Source organism: Viridibacillus soli (assembly GCF_016612995.1).
Taxonomy (GTDB): Bacteria; Bacillota; Bacilli; order Bacillales_A; family Planococcaceae; genus Viridibacillus; species Viridibacillus soli.
Map to the genome: position 1 here is coordinate 1 of NZ_JAEOAH010000024.1, position 16,923 is coordinate 16,923.

16 protein-coding genes and 1 pseudogene are annotated in these 16,923 nt (G+C 35.4%); 9 read left to right on the plus strand and 8 right to left on the minus strand.

The features are described 5' to 3' along the window. Positions 1-606: transposase (locus JFL43_RS14885; RefSeq protein ID WP_200749650.1), on the plus strand; the 606-nt coding region annotated here is incomplete at its 5' end. A gap of 485 nt (positions 607-1,091) precedes the next feature. On the opposite strand, the gene JFL43_RS14890 is transcribed toward JFL43_RS14885, so the two are convergent. The 4 genes and pseudogenes from JFL43_RS14890 to JFL43_RS14905 form a co-directional block, all read right to left on the minus strand. Next, on the minus strand, positions 1,092-2,507 hold the full coding sequence (locus tag JFL43_RS14890; RefSeq protein ID WP_200749651.1) for an anti-sigma factor: 1,416 nt from the start codon (positions 2,505-2,507) through the stop codon (positions 1,092-1,094). Further along, positions 2,488-3,030 carry a sigma-70 family RNA polymerase sigma factor gene (locus tag JFL43_RS14895; RefSeq protein WP_200749652.1) on the minus strand — a complete coding sequence of 181 codons (543 nt, stop codon included), beginning with the start codon at positions 3,028-3,030 and terminating at the stop codon, positions 2,488-2,490. Before JFL43_RS14895 ends, JFL43_RS14890 begins: the two co-directional genes overlap by 20 nt. Before the next feature lie 810 nt (positions 3,031-3,840). Further along, positions 3,841-4,443 (minus strand): nitroreductase family protein, encoded by a 603-nt coding sequence (locus tag JFL43_RS14900; RefSeq protein WP_200749653.1) that lies wholly within the window; start codon positions 4,441-4,443, stop codon positions 3,841-3,843. Positions 4,444-4,554: 111 nt separating this feature from the next. After that, a pseudogene (locus JFL43_RS14905) lies at positions 4,555-5,203 on the minus strand (DsbA family oxidoreductase). Between the two features lie 468 nt (positions 5,204-5,671). Between JFL43_RS14905 and JFL43_RS14910 the strand changes: the two are divergent. Next, positions 5,672-5,887: a hypothetical protein gene (locus JFL43_RS14910; RefSeq protein ID WP_100796044.1), complete on the plus strand. Its 216-nt coding sequence runs from the start codon at positions 5,672-5,674 to the stop codon at positions 5,885-5,887. A 148-nt stretch (positions 5,888-6,035) separates the two neighbouring features. Here the strand turns inward: JFL43_RS14910 and JFL43_RS14915 are convergent, their stop codons facing one another. Next, positions 6,036-6,566 (minus strand): hypothetical protein, encoded by a 531-nt coding sequence (locus tag JFL43_RS14915; RefSeq protein WP_200749654.1) that lies wholly within the window; start codon positions 6,564-6,566, stop codon positions 6,036-6,038. Between the two features lie 435 nt (positions 6,567-7,001). On the opposite strand from JFL43_RS14915, the gene JFL43_RS14920 reads away from it, so the two are divergent. Both JFL43_RS14920 and JFL43_RS14925 read left to right on the plus strand, forming a co-directional pair. Next, positions 7,002-7,142, plus strand: a complete 141-nt coding sequence (locus JFL43_RS14920; protein ID WP_200749655.1) for a hypothetical protein — start codon at positions 7,002-7,004, stop codon at positions 7,140-7,142. Between the two features lie 72 nt (positions 7,143-7,214). Continuing rightward, positions 7,215-8,123, plus strand: coding sequence for an EamA family transporter (locus JFL43_RS14925; protein ID WP_200749656.1), 909 nt, complete (start codon positions 7,215-7,217; stop codon positions 8,121-8,123). 146 nt (positions 8,124-8,269) lie between these two features. Here the strand turns inward: JFL43_RS14925 and JFL43_RS14930 are convergent, their stop codons facing one another. Next, complete coding sequence (locus JFL43_RS14930) at positions 8,270-9,253, minus strand: alpha/beta hydrolase (protein ID WP_234447810.1); 984 nt, start codon at positions 9,251-9,253, stop codon at positions 8,270-8,272. A 121-nt stretch (positions 9,254-9,374) separates the two neighbouring features. On the opposite strand from JFL43_RS14930, the gene JFL43_RS14935 reads away from it, so the two are divergent. The 4 genes from JFL43_RS14935 (at position 9,375) to JFL43_RS14950 (ending at position 13,267) form a co-directional block, all read left to right on the plus strand. Beyond that, the gene (locus JFL43_RS14935; protein WP_200749658.1) at positions 9,375-9,836 is read left to right on the plus strand and encodes a hypothetical protein; all 462 of its coding nucleotides are present in this window, start codon (positions 9,375-9,377) and stop codon (positions 9,834-9,836) included. 14 nt (positions 9,837-9,850) lie between these two features. Then, positions 9,851-10,300, plus strand: a complete 450-nt coding sequence (locus tag JFL43_RS14940) for an OsmC family protein (RefSeq protein WP_200749659.1) — start codon at positions 9,851-9,853, stop codon at positions 10,298-10,300. A 302-nt stretch (positions 10,301-10,602) separates the two neighbouring features. Continuing rightward, on the plus strand, positions 10,603-12,090 hold the full coding sequence (hutH, locus tag JFL43_RS14945) for a histidine ammonia-lyase (protein ID WP_200749660.1): 1,488 nt from the start codon (positions 10,603-10,605) through the stop codon (positions 12,088-12,090). 289 nt (positions 12,091-12,379) lie between these two features. Beyond that, positions 12,380-13,267 (plus strand): 5'-3' exonuclease, encoded by an 888-nt coding sequence (locus JFL43_RS14950; protein WP_100796051.1) that lies wholly within the window; start codon positions 12,380-12,382, stop codon positions 13,265-13,267. On the opposite strand, the gene JFL43_RS14955 is transcribed toward JFL43_RS14950, so the two are convergent. Together JFL43_RS14955 and JFL43_RS14960 are read right to left on the minus strand one after the other, a co-directional pair. After that, positions 13,247-13,771, minus strand: a complete 525-nt coding sequence (locus JFL43_RS14955) for a C39 family peptidase (protein WP_200749661.1) — start codon at positions 13,769-13,771, stop codon at positions 13,247-13,249. The two genes, JFL43_RS14950 and JFL43_RS14955, sit on opposite strands and share 21 nt — an antisense overlap. 156 nt (positions 13,772-13,927) lie before the next feature. Then, complete coding sequence (locus JFL43_RS14960) at positions 13,928-14,254, minus strand: thioredoxin family protein (protein WP_200749662.1); 327 nt, start codon at positions 14,252-14,254, stop codon at positions 13,928-13,930. 257 nt (positions 14,255-14,511) lie between these two features. Between JFL43_RS14960 and JFL43_RS14965 the strand changes: the two genes are divergently transcribed. Then, complete coding sequence (locus JFL43_RS14965; protein WP_200749663.1) at positions 14,512-16,896, plus strand: 3-hydroxyacyl-CoA dehydrogenase/enoyl-CoA hydratase family protein; 2,385 nt, start codon at positions 14,512-14,514, stop codon at positions 16,894-16,896. Positions 16,897-16,923 lie beyond the last annotated feature (27 nt).

Consider the following 16,923-nt stretch of genomic DNA (forward strand, 5'->3'; position numbering starts at 1 on the left):
CCATCCTTCAAGTCAGCCGTTAAACAAGCATTAAATCGACCTTTCATTATTGCAGACCGTTTCCATTACTGCCGTTATATTTACTGGGGGATGGATGCCGTTCGCCGTCGCATTCAAAAGGAATGGCATGCTTATGATCGTAAAAAATGTAAACGAATGCGCTATGTATTTTATAAAAGAGAAAGCGCACTTAACGAGGCAAAGACTTGGTATTTAGAACGATATAAGAGTATGTCCCCCGAGCTCAAAAGAGCTCATGAATTAAAAGAAAGCTTCTGCGCTTGGTTTGATCAAGCCAAAGAAAATGGCCCTGCTTTCATAAGCAAGACCAAAGAAACACTCTATGCATTTTATAAAGAAGTAGAGGAAGCTAATATTCCAGAGTTTAAAAAGGCCATTAAGACGCTTCAAAATTGGCAGCCTGAAATTTTAAACAGCTTCATTTATCCCTATTCCAACGGGTTTTTAGAAGGCATTAATAATCGGACAAAAGTACTTAAACGAAACGCTTTCGGCTTTAAGAGTTTTGAAAGATTTCGTGCAAAGATCTTATTATCAAATAAATTTAAAGAAATCGGGGTTCACATCGGTAGCGTGATTTTTTAGTCACCCCAACATTTGACGTTGAACCTTTTTTCTTATTATAAACAAAAGTACCCCATAGAATAGACTTTTTTAAAGTGTCTATTCTATAGGGTACATTTAAAAAATCAGCGGTTTTTTTATTTTAGGGTAAATGAGGAATGTAGAGGAGATTTGAGCAAACTCTTGTGTTTTATACCATGACAAGAACACATCTTTAATATGGTTCGAATAACATTTCAAAATTTTCTCAGAATCCTGAATATCTATTCTTAATAGTTCATAATAATTTTTTCGAGCTTTTGTCTTTTTTTAATCACTATACTGTTTTTAATTCTTTTACCAGTTTAAGAATCGAATACTAGACTTGCTCTAAAATAGTAAGGATAATATCGTTCATCATGGTTAGTCCTCCTTGTTGCCAACGTCTAATATTTTTGAAAGTGAAAATTTAATAAAAAGAACCCTAGTATCCTTTATTTAAAAGGAATCTAGGGTTTATTTTTTATTTATTGTTGTCTCAAATCAATCCACCATCTGTCGTTACCCTCCAGATTTTCCATGCTAGTTCCATTATTAAAGATATCTAAAAAGGCAGTGCCCAATTGATCCTCATCTACAAAATAACCAATATGTACAACACGTTTTTCATTTGGTTCCAAATCAGGTAGCTTGTAATATGACTTGCCTTCTCCATTTCCATCTAGATAAGCGACTTCACTACTAGTTTCATCAGAAGTATAGGTCTCTAATTCGAATCTCCAATTCTCACCATTGTCTTTGAGAGAAATAAAGTTTGGTGAAAAATAAAAATCAGATATTTTTTTGTCTTCTTTATTTTCTATAGTTACGGTCAAATATAAGAATTTTTTCTGAATCATAGATGTATCAATTAATTCATCTATAGTATTTTTTCCGTCACCGGATTTATAAGTTTCTCTTTCATAAAAAGGTAATTTTCCAGAATTATTTTGGCTCTCTTCCAACAAATCTGAATGAAAATCATTAAAATCTTTAGAATCAAATTGCGAAATAGAATCCATTACTTTCGCGTTATTTACAACAAAATCTAATTTATGTTTTTCTCCTCTATTACTAATTTCTACTGGAACTGTTGAACCAATTGAGAAAATTCGTTTACTGTCTTTGGACAACTTTTCGGATTTTAAAGCTGCTGCTTCTTCGCCTTCATTCATAAAATTTTTAGCATTATAAACAGAACTTGGTGTTGCCTGATCTTTTTCAGATTTTACTAAGAAAATCGATGCCAATACTTTTTCCATAACTTGATTGTTAACATCATCACCTACAAATGTTTCTAAAACATAACCTTCTTCTTCAAATAATAAAAATACTTGTCTGTTATATTCTCCTTCTTTTTTAATTAATGCGCCTTTATGATTTCCGATTTCTATTTTTTCAGCTTCTAGCGAATTTAAAACTGAAAAATTTGCTTCATCTTCAAGCTTCCATAGAGAAAATGAAAGTCCTCCTTCATTTAAATTATTTTTATAGGAGTATTTCATACCATCCGAATGCTTTACTTCCACCATATTATCAGGTAAATAACCAATTTCCATTTTTACGTATTCGTATGCATTCTTAGTTTTATCCTCTTTTTTAATCAAATAATTTGTCTCATAATTTTCTTTATTAATGATTGTAGAGTAAATACTTACTCCTGCATATGTTGTTGTCGGAACAACAATAAATAATACTGCTGCCGCCATTATAAGGCGCATACGCTTTTTATGTTGTTTACGTTTCATATTGCCTTGCATTTTAAGTTCATTAAGGAAAATTTGCTTTTTTAGATTATATTCCTTAGAAAATTCATGGTGTTCTTCGACATTTTCAAATTCTTCCATAGCAATTTTTTCACTTATTTTTTTCCATTGCTTTTGCTTACTCTTCCAATGTCTCATATGTTTTTCCTCCTGTATTTTTAATGATTACTTTTTTTGCTCTTTCATATCTTTTCCGGACTGTTCCTTCACTTATCCCTAATATTTCGGCAGTTTCTTTTGTCGTTAATTCATAAAATAAAAGATACTTTATTATTTCTTTGTGAATCATTGATAATGTTTCTAATAGTTGATATTGTTGTTCCTTCGTAATTAATCGTTGAATTTTTTGCGTCACGTTATCACATGTATCTTCTTGTGGAACTTCTTTAAATTTATTAAACATCTCTATGGATCGTTTATTTGAACGATAATAATCAATGGCTTTATTTTTCGTGCTTTTTAATACAAAGCTCTTAGTTTTATGATCTTCTATATCGTTGATTTTATGGATATTTTCCAATAATAAAATAAAAGTTTCTTGAACAACATCTTCTGCTTGTTGAACATTATGTAAAATAGAATAAGCTACTTGATACATTTTTTGCTCGTATAAATTGTAAAGTTCCTCCATAATTTCATAATCATTTGCGGTTGCTTTCAACTTCTCACATCCTTAATAGTCTTCTCCATTATTCGTTCTAAACTATATAACGAATCTCACATCTATTTTGTGACATTTTTTATCAATCTTTTTCGCGCCTTATTTAGCATTTCAACATCATTCATTTTACTTTAAAAGATAATATTCTTTGATCATTGGATCTTAACTAACACTTGAATGACAAAAATCAATCTCAAATCTTACAAATAATAGTTTAGGAAAGTGTTCTTTGAGAAGGGCAGAATTGAGTCAAAAAGAACTTCAATTATTGAAGCGAGGATGCCAGATAGATGAATCAATAGTGGGTATACTTATAAATTTGGAAGTACCACACCCCCCCCCGACACCACTAGGTTTGAAAACATATGCATGAATCCATTTCTTTGCATGGTACACGGATAGAAGCTTGAGTGTTGGAGTTTATGGAAGCGGGTTCGACTCCCGCCATCTCCATAAAGAAGAAATGAGAAATCAGCGGTTTTTTGTTTTGGGGAAAATTAGGAGTACAGAGGGGGATTACTTTAGTACAATATCCCATTATGATTCGTAGAAACTTTTTAAGTTAATGTGATTTTTATATAAAATTTGATATTTTATAGTAAAGTCCAATTGTTTATTAAAAAAATTGAACAAACCTATTAAAAAAACTGTTCTTTCTTTAAAAATTAAAAATCCATTTTGAAAAAAACTATTTCAAAATGGATTCCTTTTTATTAGTCTGTAATCAGAGAAAGAGTTAGGTTATTGAAAAAGCATTACTCAATTAAATAGCGGAATTAAGGAGAATTCCACTATTTGATTGAGTTTCTCTTAATAAAACTTCACAACATCTTCAAAAGGTAAGAATGTTCTTTCACCAGGTTGTTCGTTTGGCTCACCAAATGGCATTTGTGCTATTAAGCTCCATTCTCCTGGTATACCCCAAGTTTGTTTTACTTCTTCATCTATAATTGGGTTGTAGTGCTGCAGTGATGCGCCAATTCCTTCAGCCGTTAAAGACATCCATGTTGCGTATTGCAACATTGCACTGCCTTGGTGGGACCAAAATGGGAATTGATCTTTATAGGATGGCGCATTTTCTTGCATTGTTTTTATTGTTTCTTGGTTTTCGAAGAATAGTACTGTTCCTACTCCATCGCGGAACCCTTGTAATCTTTCTACAGTTGCATCAAAATTCTCTGCTGGTACACGAGAGCGTAGTGTTTCTTTTACGATATCCCAAAATTTTTCATGTTCATTTTCCATTACTACGACGATACGTCCACTTTGCATATTAAATGATGACGGTGCATGTAAAGCTGTTTTTAATAGTTCACTGATTCTTTCTTTTGTAATGTTTTCATTTTTTTTCACCTTACGAATAGAACGACGGTTAATAATGGCTTCTTTTAAGTTTGTTGTAGTTAATGACATTTTAATTCCTCCAAATAAGTTTAATTTTAAAATAATACAAAAAAATATAGATTTTTCTGACAGAGCAATCTGTTATTTTAAAGTAAGGAAATACTTTGTTTAAATCTAGTATTAGCAATACCCATTTATATCGTATTGCATGCCATCAAAGTCATTTGTTTTCTTTTTTTAATTCTTTATCAATGACTTGTGCTAATCTTTCTTTGCTGGCTAATCCTTGAATCACTTCATCACCAATAATAACTGTTGGAACAGCCATAATTTGAGCTTCTTCATAAGCATGTTTTAACGCCTCTTGATGCGCTTCACGATATTTTCGAGATACTAAGGCTTTTCTAAAGTCATCTTTAGAGAGTCCTACTTCATCAGATAATTGTGTTAATACTTCAATGTCCTCTATGTTTTGTTCCTCTTGGAAAAACGCAGTAAATACTCTATGGTGAAATTCATTTCCTTTGCCATGTTCTTTTGCAAATTGATATCCCTCGAATGCTAAGTTGGTATATGGGTGAGGAGAAACACGTGGTAAACGCATGTCAACTCCTAGTTTTTTTGCAGTAGGCAGGATAAAGGAATCCCATGAGCCTAATTTATCAGGTTCATTCCATGGATCAATTTTGGAAGAAGGGCTTGGGCGTAATTCAAATGGCATCCATTCTACTTCTACATCTTGTTCCTTTGCAATTTCATCTAAAGGACCTTTTCCTAAAAAACAGAATGGACAAATAAAATCCGAATATACTTTAATCTTTACAGTCATCTTAAATTACCTCACTTTTTTATTATTAGCACAAACATGTAACCAATTAAGTTACATGTTTATTAAAAAAATATGCTTAACCTATAATATAGAATACATTTGTATTCTTACACCTTTACTGAGAATAATGTATTTGATCTTGTAGTGATGTAACAAAGTATTCCATCACTTCCTACGATATTCTGGAGTATAAACAGACAATGATTTTGTTCAAGACAGATAAAATATGAACAGCAATTGCAAATCGCCTACTAATATTAAAATTTAACCTCCCTGTTGTAACTATTATAGTTACAACTTAAACGAAAGTCAAATATTTATTTTTGTGTCTAAATAGTTCTTTAGTGATCACACCTCTTATTGTAGGGGAAATAAAAAGTCTCCATTAGAGCGATTAAATTGAGTACATATAGAGAAAGCTGTAGACACGATTTAAACCGACTAAAGAGGAAGGTTAGGTGGCTACCTATGGAACTAGAGAAAATATTATATTGCTACAATTGCAAAGAGGAAACAGTGTATCAAAAAAAACGGAGTAATAATACGTATATGGATAGTCATTGCCGTGAATGCGGATGTTTTGAATGGCAGAATCGAGCAGTAGAAAGTGAAGCTAAGAAATGGGCAGAGTTTAATTTAGAAAAAGGGATACCAGATTATGAGGAAGTACAGAAAATTATTTAATCGGATTGGTAAAGTAGAGGGCAGACATTGCTTTATATGGAGTAATGTTTTCGTAAAGATTGTTGCTTCTATAAAGAATAGGGTTCAACACAACAGAAAACCAGAGTTAATTACAAAATAGGTACTTGTAGATTAACTCTGGCTTTTATTATTTGTAAATCCTAGAAAGAATATTTATTTCAAATGTCGTTACATCAAGTTCTAACTCTATTTTACTGTCCACGATTCCAAGTTCCTCACAACTTATAGATAATGTATTTTCTGACCAACCATTAAATTTAATCATATCAATTGCTATTGGAATGTATAAGAGTTGCCTATCATTAATAGTTTTACCTATTATTTCAATATTGTAATAATCAGTAATTATGAAATCACCAAAGGGTGTTACTGTTAAATCTTGATATGTGTTTATTGACTCATATTCAGTCATTTCGCCACTTACACAATCAATTTGAAATAGATAATCAAAAGTAGCAACTAGAACCTTATTATGCTTACTAGATAATGCAACTGCTTGTTGTGCCCCTCTAAATTGACCGCACCATTCATTATAATTCTCATCTTCGAATTTGATCCAAGTCCAATCTTGAGAATTCCACGGATTTGAAATGTCATAAATCCTTTCTTTGAATTGTCCCGAATATGGTTGTTCTATTATTTCAGCTTTGGTTATCAATCCGTTCACCTTCCAAAGTAAGTATGTGTTATCCCTTATTTATTTTGACTGTCCTTTATTGCAATAGCAACAATCTTTGAGAAAACAGCCTTCTTTTTTTAGCGCCTGAAGCCTCGAGCTATTTTTTATTTACATAGATTGTATGTGGGGAAAGATATACATCTTGTTTGCTTAAAACAAGAACATCTTTCAAATGATCCTTTTTTAACAAGGCGGATACTAAAGAAAAAGTTGCCCTATTCGATATTTTTGTTATGCCAAAAGCCTATTATTAAAGTTCAATGTTGAATGAATCAAAATCATTTATTTCAATAATAATTAAATCATTTGAATGTGACTTAAAGTCCATAAGTGATTGGAAGCGTTATCTTTAAAATATTGATTGTCAACAAGCGAAAAAATCCATACAATTAGACAGAACGGAGGTATCTCTACATGAAACAAGCTTATTTATCCAACGGTTTTCTGTTCAGTTTAGGCAATCTATTTGTCGATGGAGTAATTAAACAGAATGATATAATTGCCACTACGGAGCAAGAAGTAGCGGAGGCTTTCGAAATGCACTATTCTCCATAATTTTAATGGTTTTTACCTCTTATAATTATTTGAAATTACTAGGTTACCATTAAAAAGGAGTTTATTTAGATTATGTGGTTTTTATTTGCAATATTAACGTGGCTAGCATGGGGAGCAGCGAATTTATTTTACAAAAAAGGCTCTGACTCAAATGATAAAAATAGCCATACGAAAATTACTATTATGGTTGGTCTTGTCATGGGGATTCACGCAACGATCTATATGTTTGTGAAGGGTTTAGAATTCCATCCGCAAGATATGTTAACGTATCTACCCGTGTCAGCATTGTATATTATTTCAATGATTTTCGGTTATATTGGTTTACGTTATTTAGAGTTATCAATTGCAGCACCAGTGCAAAATGCATCAGGTGCGGTGACAACTCTGTTATTATATATGTTCTTTCCGCAAGAGGTTACTTGGGTTCACTTTGGAGGGATTATTGCCATTATAGTAGGTGTTTTCTGGATTGCAGTTATCGAAAAACAACAGGATGATGCATTATTACGTGCTCAAAATGTTAAAATCGACCGCAAATACCAATTTGGATTTATCGCCTTGTTATTCCCAATATTATACGCATTAATAGATGGCGTAGGGACTTTTGCTGATGGTATTTACTTAGATGAGATGAAAATCATGGGTGAAGACGCCGCTCTTTTAGCATATGAATATACATTCTTTATCGTAGCAGTTGTATGCTATATTTATCTTCGCTTCTATAAAAAAGTAAAATTCAATGTCTTTAAAGAACGTGATCGCACATACGCTGCAGTATTAGAAACAATTGGTCAGTTCTTCTATGTATACGCAATTTCATCATATGCGTTTATCTCCGCACCAATTATTTCGTCATACTGTATTTTCTCAATCATACTATCTCGTATTTTCTTAAAAGAAAAACTATCAAAAAAACAGTACTTAGTCATTGCAATTATTATGATTGGTATTGTAATACTAGGTCTTGCCGACGAACTGTAAGCAATATAAGATAACGATTATACTCATTGGTAAAAAGAAATTGAATCACAAAAAGTCACCAATCCAGTAAAAGTATACTTCAAAGCCTATCCAAATTAAATAAACAAAATGCCTAGCTCACTCATTAAGAGAAAGCTAGGCATTTTCTATTCAGTACGTGCATCTAAAAATTGGATAAGTTCTTCAAATGTATGCTCAGCTTGCTTTGTGTTCATCATAAATTGATATTCATGTCCTAAAACAGCTTCGTCTTTTTCATAGAAGATACTAGTTACAGGGACGTATAGAGTTGTTAATTTTTCGGTTAATGCTTTGCCTTGCTCTTCAAAGGAGCCTTCATTGCCATCTGTGATGAAGGTGGGTACGTAATCTGCTGACACGTGGTCAATTGTTGAAGCGAGCTTTGTTGTTGGATGGTCGAGCCAGTTGCGTTCACCGATATAAGCCCAGCCCACACGTTTGAAAATAAAGTTCATTAATTTACTATCGCTAGACTCACCAAATGCTTGAATATCGTATGGTCCACAGAATAATAGGGCACCTTTAATGGTATCGGCAGGAACAACAGCTTTAAGCTCTGTTTTTTCAGCGTAATTAGCATTAACTTGAATGTTGATATACTGACTTGCTATTTGTGCGCCAGCAGAGTCACCCGCAATATAGAGCTGGTCTAGATTTAGCTTATATTTTTCAGCATTTTGTTCAATGAACTGATAGACTTCATCGATTTGTTGAAGAGGTTTTGGATAGTTGCCGCCCGGAGCGAGCTCGTAATTCATATTGACAACGGCGTAACCGTGGCTAGCAATTTGTACGGCATACTCCGTAATATCCTTTTTGTCACCACCAACGAATGCGCCGCCGTGAATCCATAAAACGACGGGTACTTTTTCTGAGTTGTCTTTGGGAACTATGATGTCGAGGAAACCGTCACCATAGTTAGAGGCATAATCGAGATCATTCCAGCTCTTTGTCTTTTTCTCTATGTCATCATAATTGGCCGGCTTTATAGCAACGCCGCCTTCGAACATTCTTTTCACAAATATAGCAGTTGGTTTAGGGGAAAAGAGAATATAGAGCGAGAGCAATGTTATAATAGCTGCTAAAATGGTAACGCCAATCCGTAGCATTTTCAATATAGTTACCTGCTTTCCTTCTATCAATCTTGATTTTATTATGTCATAATTTGTCGTGGGCATCGAATGCTTATTTAAGGATTTAGATTTATAAATTTTCTGAGGTGAAACATAAATGGTTAAGAGAAAACGACTTTTACAAGGGATCCTTGTAATTTCAGTATTAGAAATGCTGTATTATTATTTTATAGGAAAAAATTACATTTTCATTAACGGTCTAGGAGATATGCTGGTATATATTATTGTTGGTAACGTATTATTATTCGTTGCTTACTTTTTATTAGTAGAGAAAAGTAATATACGAAAAAAATATGCACTCATAATAACAGCATATGCACTGTTAGTAGTTGCTCCTTTCTATTTCCAAAAGCATGTACCGAGTTTTAACGTGGACGATGCCGGGCAAATTATTTCAAGAACAGAGGGTGGAAAAGTCGTGAAAGACCGCAAGTTTAGCGGTACGATTGTCGATTACTCTGGATTAGAAGTGTATATTATTACACTTGAGAAGAAAAAAGTAATTTCACGTTATGCATTTGATCCATATACTGAAAAATATTATTCATTTGCAGATTAGAATGGGGTTTTGTCATGGCAGAACATATTTTTTATTTGGCTGCAAATTGGCCAGGTGGTCGTAATGATGTTGGAACAATTGTATCGGGTCAATTACAAACCAAAGTATCGATTCCATCCGAAATGGATGGGCCTGGTATCGGCACAAATCCAGATGAGATGCTGTTAGGAGCGGCAGCGACTTGTTATATTATTACGTTAGCTGCGATGCTCCAGTGTTCTAGTATAAAGGTAGAGAGCTTAACGATGCAATCAGAGGGAATTGTTGATGTGACAAATGGTGTCTTCACATATAAGAAAATCATTCATAAGCCGGAAATCCTCTTGGCAAATGGAACAACAAAACGCGTAGCGAATTTAGCACAAAAGCTCGCAGAAAAAGCAGAGAAAACATGTATGATTAGCAAAGCAATTCAGGGCAATGTAGCACTTGAATTGCAAGTACAACTTAAAATAGAAGCATAAACTGAGTTGCTGATGAATCGACAATATCGATTCGTCAGCAGCTTTTTTATTTGAATTGGAAGTTTGTTTAAGAGGAAAAAGTTACTTTATCATGCTGAAATACTACTCTGTTAGCACGTGAGAAATTTTTACTTTTTTTCTAAAAGTACTTAATTTAAGCTGAATTTTATGTAGAATGAAGGTAGTATCCGAGGAGCATTTCGTTATCAGAAAACTAGTTTGAGGTAGTTCATGGTAGGTTACATAGTATGGAGTGTTTTTCCGAAACTTACATAAATCATAAAGAAGGAAGTGACTGTTAAATGATTACATTGAACGGAAAGAATCTAACATTGAAAGAATTACAGGCCATTTTATATGATAATGCCACAGTTGATTTGGACGAAAATGCGAAAATGCTCGTTAAGAAAAGTCGTCAAGCTGTCGAGAGAATTGTAAGAGAAGGTCAAACCGTCTATGGGATAAATACGGGATTTGGAAAATTTAGTGATGTGAATATTGCAGAGGAGGATACACGTCAGCTGCAGTATCATTTAATTCGCTCACATGCTTGTGGTATAGGTGAGCCATTTGCTGAAGTTGTTTCTAGAGCAATGGTCGTCCTCCGTTTGAATGCTTTATTGAAAGGCTTTTCGGGTATTCGTTTAGAAGTACTTGAGCGTCTAGCTTATATGGCAAATAACCGCATTCATCCAGTAATTCCGCAACAAGGATCGCTTGGTGCATCGGGTGATTTAGCGCCCCTTTCACATTTAGCATTAGTACTGATTGGTGAAGGTTATGTCTGGAGCAATAATGAACAGGTGCCGGCCGAGGAAGTATGGGCATCGCATAATTTGAAACCGATTACATTAGAGGCAAAAGAGGGGCTTGCACTAATTAATGGCACACAAGCGATGACAGCTCAGGGAGTCGTGAACTATTTAGCAGCTGAAAAATTAGCTTATGATAGTGAATGGATTGCAGCAATGACGATGGAATCTATGTTTGGTATTGTGGATGCTTTCCACCCAGCAGTCCATGAGGCACGTGGCTACAAAGAGCAGATGGATGTAGCAGAGCGTATGCGTAATTGGTTAGCAGGTAGTCAATTAGCGACAAAGCAAGGGGAAAAGCGAGTGCAAGATGCTTATTCTCTTCGTTGTATTCCACAAATTCACGGAGCAAGCTGGCAAGTACTAGGTTATGTGAAAGATAAACTTGAAATTGAAATGAATGCTGCTACAGATAACCCGCTTATTTTCGATGATGGAGATACGATTATTTCGGGAGGGAATTTCCACGGTCAACCAATCGCCTTTGCAATGGATTTCTTGAAAATCGGTATGGCTGAATTAGCAAACGTTTCAGAGCGCCGTATAGAACGTCTTGTAAATCCTCAGTTAAATGAAGGATTACCGGCATTTTTAAGTCCACAACCAGGTTTGCAATCCGGTGCGATGATTTTACAATATGCAGCGGCAAGTCTCGTTTCAGAAAATAAAACGTTAGCACATCCAGCTTCAGTCGATTCGATTCCATCTTCAGCCAATCAGGAAGATCATGTGAGCATGGGAACAATAGGTTCTAGACATGCCTACCAAATTATTGAAAATGCTAGAAGAGTACTAGCAATTGAAGCAATCTGTGCAGCACAAGCTGTTGAATATCGCGGTGTAGAGAAAATGTCAGAAGCATTGCATGAGAAATGGCAAGAAGTGCGAACGGTTGTACCAGCTATACATGAGGACCGTATTTTTAGCAAAGATGTAGAAAAAATGGCTCAGTTGTTATCACCAACAAGAAATTAAGTATACATAATGCGTTTATTCAGTGGCTTATAGCTACTATGAATAGACGCATTTTTTTTATATTGAATGACACCATAATTACGATCTGGGCATTTTTACTTTCATCACCTTGTATCAAGTCTTTTAAAATAGTGGAGCATAGCGTACTATAGGCCGTACCGTTTTCACCATAACTTAGCAAATAGAAATAATTTGGCCTTGTAGGAAGTTCACTGATAAATGGTCTTAATATTTGTTATAATGAGTGCTTAATAGAAATTACAGTTAACAGATTGAGAGGATACAAGTAATGAATCAGCAACCACATATTTTAGTAGTAGATGGAATGGCTCTGTTATTCCGTTCGTTTTTTGCGACAGCCCCAATGAATCAGTTTTTTAGAAAGGCTGATGGTACGCCGACAAATGGTGTTCAAGGTTTTGCACGCCATGTTTTAACAGCACAATCGATGATGCAACCGACACATTTGGCCATCTGTTGGGATATGGGCGTACACACATTCCGTAATGACTTATTTGATGGCTATAAAGCGAATCGTCCGAGTCCACCAGATGAATTGAAGCCGCAATTTGATATGGCGAAGGACGTTTCAGAAATGATTGGATGGAAAAACTTTGGGGAAGTTGGGATGGAAGCAGACGATACAATCGGTTCTATCGTAGAGAAGTGGAAAAATGATGCTAAAATTACAGTCGTTAGTGGCGATAAGGATTTGCTGCAATTATTAAATCCTTCCACAACTATTGCATTAACGAAAAAAGGTTATACAGAATATAATATCTATGATGTCAATCGCTTCGAAGAAGAGTATGCTATTGCACCAGCTCTATTTGCAGATGTTAAAGCATTTATGGGTGATTCTAGTGATGGTTATCCTGGAGTGAAGGGTATCGGCCCCAAAACCGCGTTAAATTTAATTCAAACATATGGTTCAGTTGATGGTGTATTAGCAGCTATTGATGAGCTTAAACCGGCGCAACGTACGAAGATTACTGAGTATGAAGATATGTTAAAGCTTTCTCATCAACTAGCGAAAATTCATACAGAAGTACCGATAAATGCAACAATTGATGATTTATCTTTACCCTTGTTTACTCAAGATAAACTTGATCAATTAACGATGGATGGCTATTCACTTATTTCACGCCATGCAAAATCATTGTTCCCGAACGGATGACGGTGACATTTTCACAAAGCTTAACACCTTGCGATTAGCCTGAAATGAAACTTCACGTATTTGGCTATCACGGTTACGCCCGCCATTATCGTGGATAATAAGGACGACATCATTTTCGGTCTCTTCATAGCCAATAAGAGGAACCCAGTGATAGGCAAAAGTAGGTTTTAAGAAAAAATGAAATGAAAAATATCGATCAAACTTTATTGCAACAGGTCTTCCCTCACGCAATTCCAATAAAGCATCATCTAAGCTACAGCCCTCAACAGACCAGGTAGGCCCAACTATTTTCCGCAAATTACGAATGAAGCGGTATTTAAAAAGGCCAATTCGTGTTGTTCTAAGCTGTTTATAAAGCTGATTGATGCTTTTTGGTGATTCATGGGGTAATAAATAATCGAGAATGATGGCAGCAGTTGTTGGCCCACATGCTGAATTCTGCCATTTTTTCCGTACATTATCGGTATATTGTGATTGCCCATCTACTGGCAATTGGATGCGCATTATATCAGCCTCCGAAAGGGGATTTGTTTTTCTACAATAAGAAAAGGTGACTTCATTCAGCGAGTCTATGCTTGAAATCCATTATTCCATGCTTATTTGGGGTATTTTAACATAAAAAAAGCAGATAGACATAACTTATCTATCTGCTTTAATGTATTATACATGTTTCATTTGGTCGTTTAAGAATTCAGTTACTTGAGCTGGTGATTTCGCATTTGCACTGTGTAGGTGAGCTAGTTTTTCTCCCTCGTTGAAGATCAATAAGCTTGGAATACCCATAACATCGTATTTTTCAGCAAGCTCAGGAAGCTCGTCACGGTTTAGTTCATACCAGTCGTATTGGTTGTATTCTTCAATAATTGGATCGATAAACATGTCCATGCGTGTGCAATCAGGGCACCATCCAGCGTAGAATTTTACGATAACAGGTTTTGAAGCTGCAGTTAGTTCGTTGAATTGTTCGATAGTTGTAATTGGTTTCATTAGTAAATCCCTCCTATTGAAATAGTGTACACGTTTTTTGTGAGCCCTGAAAGTAACTTGTTTTAGAAAAGGCGATTACTGTGTTTTTCAAAGCATCAATAAAAAAATAATACTATTTTTTGCATTTTTTGTGAATTTGATTATTGCGAAAAAATAGAAAATGGTCTAAACTAAGAGGCAGATAAGAAAGTTTTATTTTTTTTACTCATAAAATGAATGAGCATTCATTCAAAAAGGGGAAAAGGGAGGATTTGCTCATGGCTTATAACATTAAAAAAGCAGCCGTATTAGGTTCAGGGGTAATGGGTTCGGGGATCGCAGCCCATTTAGCAAATATCGGTATTCCAACAATTTTACTTGATATTGTACCAAGAGAATTGACGAAAGATGAGGAAATAAAGGGGCTTATTTTAGAAAATCCTGTAGTTCGTAACCGATTTGCAGCAGGGGCAGTACAAAAACTTTTAAAACAAAAGCCGGCTCCGCTAACTGCTAAGAAAAACTTAGCATTATTATCAGTAGGGAATTTCGAAGATGATCTTGAGAAGCTAAAAGAAGTAGACTGGATTATCGAAGTTGTCGTAGAAAATTTAGATATTAAAAAGAACTTATATGAAAAAATTGAAGCAGTGCGTAAACCAGGGACAATTATTAGTTCAAATACATCGGGCATTAGCATTGATGCAATGGCAGAGGGACGCTCAGATGATTTCCAAAAGCATTTCCTAGGCACACACTTCTTCAACCCGCCACGCTATCTGAAACTTCTTGAAGTGATTCCGGCAAAAAACACTTGCCCGGATGTCGTCACTTTTATGAAGGAGTTTGGTGAAGATAAACTAGGGAAGGGCGTTGTCTTAGCAAAAGATACACCTAATTTCATCGGTAACCGTATCGGCACTTACGGTTTACTCGTTACACTCCGTGAAATGAAAGAGCGCGGATATTCGGTTGGTGAAGTCGATTCAGTGACAGGTCCTTTAATCGGCCGTCCTAAATCAGCAACACTTCGTACATTAGATGTCGTCGGTTTAGATACTTTTATCCACGTAGCGAAAAACGTGTACGATCAAACAACTGGCGAAGAGCAAAAGGTATTTGAAGTACCGGCTTACGTTCAAAAAATGGTCGATAATGGCTTACTTGGAGCGAAGTCAGGTCAAGGATTCTTCCTTAAAAAAGGAAAAGAAATTTTAGAGTTAAATACAGAGACATTTGAATACGAGGCAATGAAAAAGCTTCGCACTCCTTCTATTGAAATGGCAAAGCAACAAAAAGGTTTAGCCGCTAAAGTGAAATTGTTAACATATGCCGATGATCGTACAGGCGAATTATTGTGGAATGTGTTAGCACCGACTTTACTTTACTCAGCACAGCTTCACGGTGAGATTGCTGATGATATCGTTGCGATTGACAATGCGATGAAATGGGGCTTCGGCTGGAGACAAGGGCCATTTGAAATTTGGGATGCAATCGGTGTCCAAAAATCTGTTGAGAAGATGACAGCAGAAGGTAAAGAAATACCTGCATTCGTAGAAAAATTACTAGCAAAAGGCTATGAATCTTTCTATAAAGAACTAGAGGATGGTTTAGCTTACTTTGACGGGGAAAATTACAAGTTAGTACCAGTCAACGAAAAAGCAATCGACTTGAAGCGCTATAAGAAAAAGCATGGTGTTATTAAATCCAATTCAGGTGCTAGCCTAATAGATATGGGCGATGGCATTGCATTACTCGAATTCCATTCGCAAGCAAATGCCATTGGGTTAGATGTTATACAAATGATCAACTACGCCATTGATGAAGTAGAAGCAAATTATAAAGGGCTTGTCATTGGTAACCAAGGCAAAAATTTCTGTGTTGGTGCTAATTTAGGGATGATTCTAATGGAAGCTCAAGATGACAATATTTTCGAATTAGATTTCACGATTCGTGGTTTCCAAAATGCGATGACTAAAATTAAATACAGTTCAAAACCAGTTGTAGCAGCCCCATTTGCAATGACACTTGGTGGCGGTTCGGAAGTATGCCTACCAGCAGCACATATTCAAGCGACAATGGAAACGTATATGGGACTTGTGGAAGTAGGCGTAGGCCTCATTCCTGGCGGTGGCGGTAATAAAGAATTGTACATGAAGTATTTAAAAGGCTTACCACAAGGGGTGCAAGTCGATTATCAAAATATCGCCAATAAAGTATTCGAATCAATCGCAATGGCGAAAGTTTCAACATCAGGTGAAGAAGCGAGAGAAAATAATTTCTTGAACTTTGCAGATGGCATTAGTGTCAACCCAGACCACCAACTTTATGATGCAAAACAAGCAGCATTAGCACTTTATGAAGGTGGCTATACAGCACCAATTAGAGCCAAGGTGCCGGTTGTAGGTGAGCCAGGCTATGCAACATTATTACTAGGTGCACAAGGGATGTTCCAATCAGGCTTCATTAGCGAACATGATTTGAAAATCGCGAAAAAGCTTGCTTATGTACTAGCAGGTGGAAAAGTTCCATACGGTACATTAGTAGATGAACAATACTTACTAGACTTAGAGCGTGAAGCGTTCTTAAGCCTTGTAGCAGAGCCAAAATCACAAGCTAGAATGCAACATATGTTAGTGAAAGGAAAACCACTTCGCAACTGATTTTAGCGAGGTGATTAAGGGGGAATC

What these genes read in the sequence shown, in the direction of transcription:
- JFL43_RS14960 (WP_200749662.1), bottom strand. Translation starts at nt 14,254, where the DNA reads ATGAAACCAATTACAACTATCGAACAATTCAACGAACTAACTGCAGCT.
- JFL43_RS14930 (WP_234447810.1), bottom strand. Translation starts at nt 9,253, where the DNA reads ATGCTACGGATTGGCGTTACCATTTTAGCAGCTATTATAACATTGCTC.
- JFL43_RS14910 (WP_100796044.1), top strand. Translation starts at nt 5,672, where the DNA reads ATGGAACTAGAGAAAATATTATATTGCTACAATTGCAAAGAGGAAACA.
- JFL43_RS14950 (WP_100796051.1), top strand. Translation starts at nt 12,380, where the DNA reads ATGAATCAGCAACCACATATTTTAGTAGTAGATGGAATGGCTCTGTTA.
- JFL43_RS14900 (WP_200749653.1), bottom strand. Translation starts at nt 4,443, where the DNA reads ATGTCATTAACTACAACAAACTTAAAAGAAGCCATTATTAACCGTCGT.
- JFL43_RS14955 (WP_200749661.1), bottom strand. Translation starts at nt 13,771, where the DNA reads ATGCGCATCCAATTGCCAGTAGATGGGCAATCACAATATACCGATAAT.
- JFL43_RS14920 (WP_200749655.1), top strand. Translation starts at nt 7,002, where the DNA reads ATGAAACAAGCTTATTTATCCAACGGTTTTCTGTTCAGTTTAGGCAAT.
- JFL43_RS14935 (WP_200749658.1), top strand. Translation starts at nt 9,375, where the DNA reads ATGGTTAAGAGAAAACGACTTTTACAAGGGATCCTTGTAATTTCAGTA.
- JFL43_RS14940 (WP_200749659.1), top strand. Translation starts at nt 9,851, where the DNA reads ATGGCAGAACATATTTTTTATTTGGCTGCAAATTGGCCAGGTGGTCGT.
- JFL43_RS14890 (WP_200749651.1), bottom strand. Translation starts at nt 2,507, where the DNA reads ATGAGACATTGGAAGAGTAAGCAAAAGCAATGGAAAAAAATAAGTGAA.
- JFL43_RS14925 (WP_200749656.1), top strand. Translation starts at nt 7,215, where the DNA reads ATGTGGTTTTTATTTGCAATATTAACGTGGCTAGCATGGGGAGCAGCG.
- hutH (WP_200749660.1), top strand. Translation starts at nt 10,603, where the DNA reads ATGATTACATTGAACGGAAAGAATCTAACATTGAAAGAATTACAGGCC.
- JFL43_RS14965 (WP_200749663.1), top strand. Translation starts at nt 14,512, where the DNA reads ATGGCTTATAACATTAAAAAAGCAGCCGTATTAGGTTCAGGGGTAATG.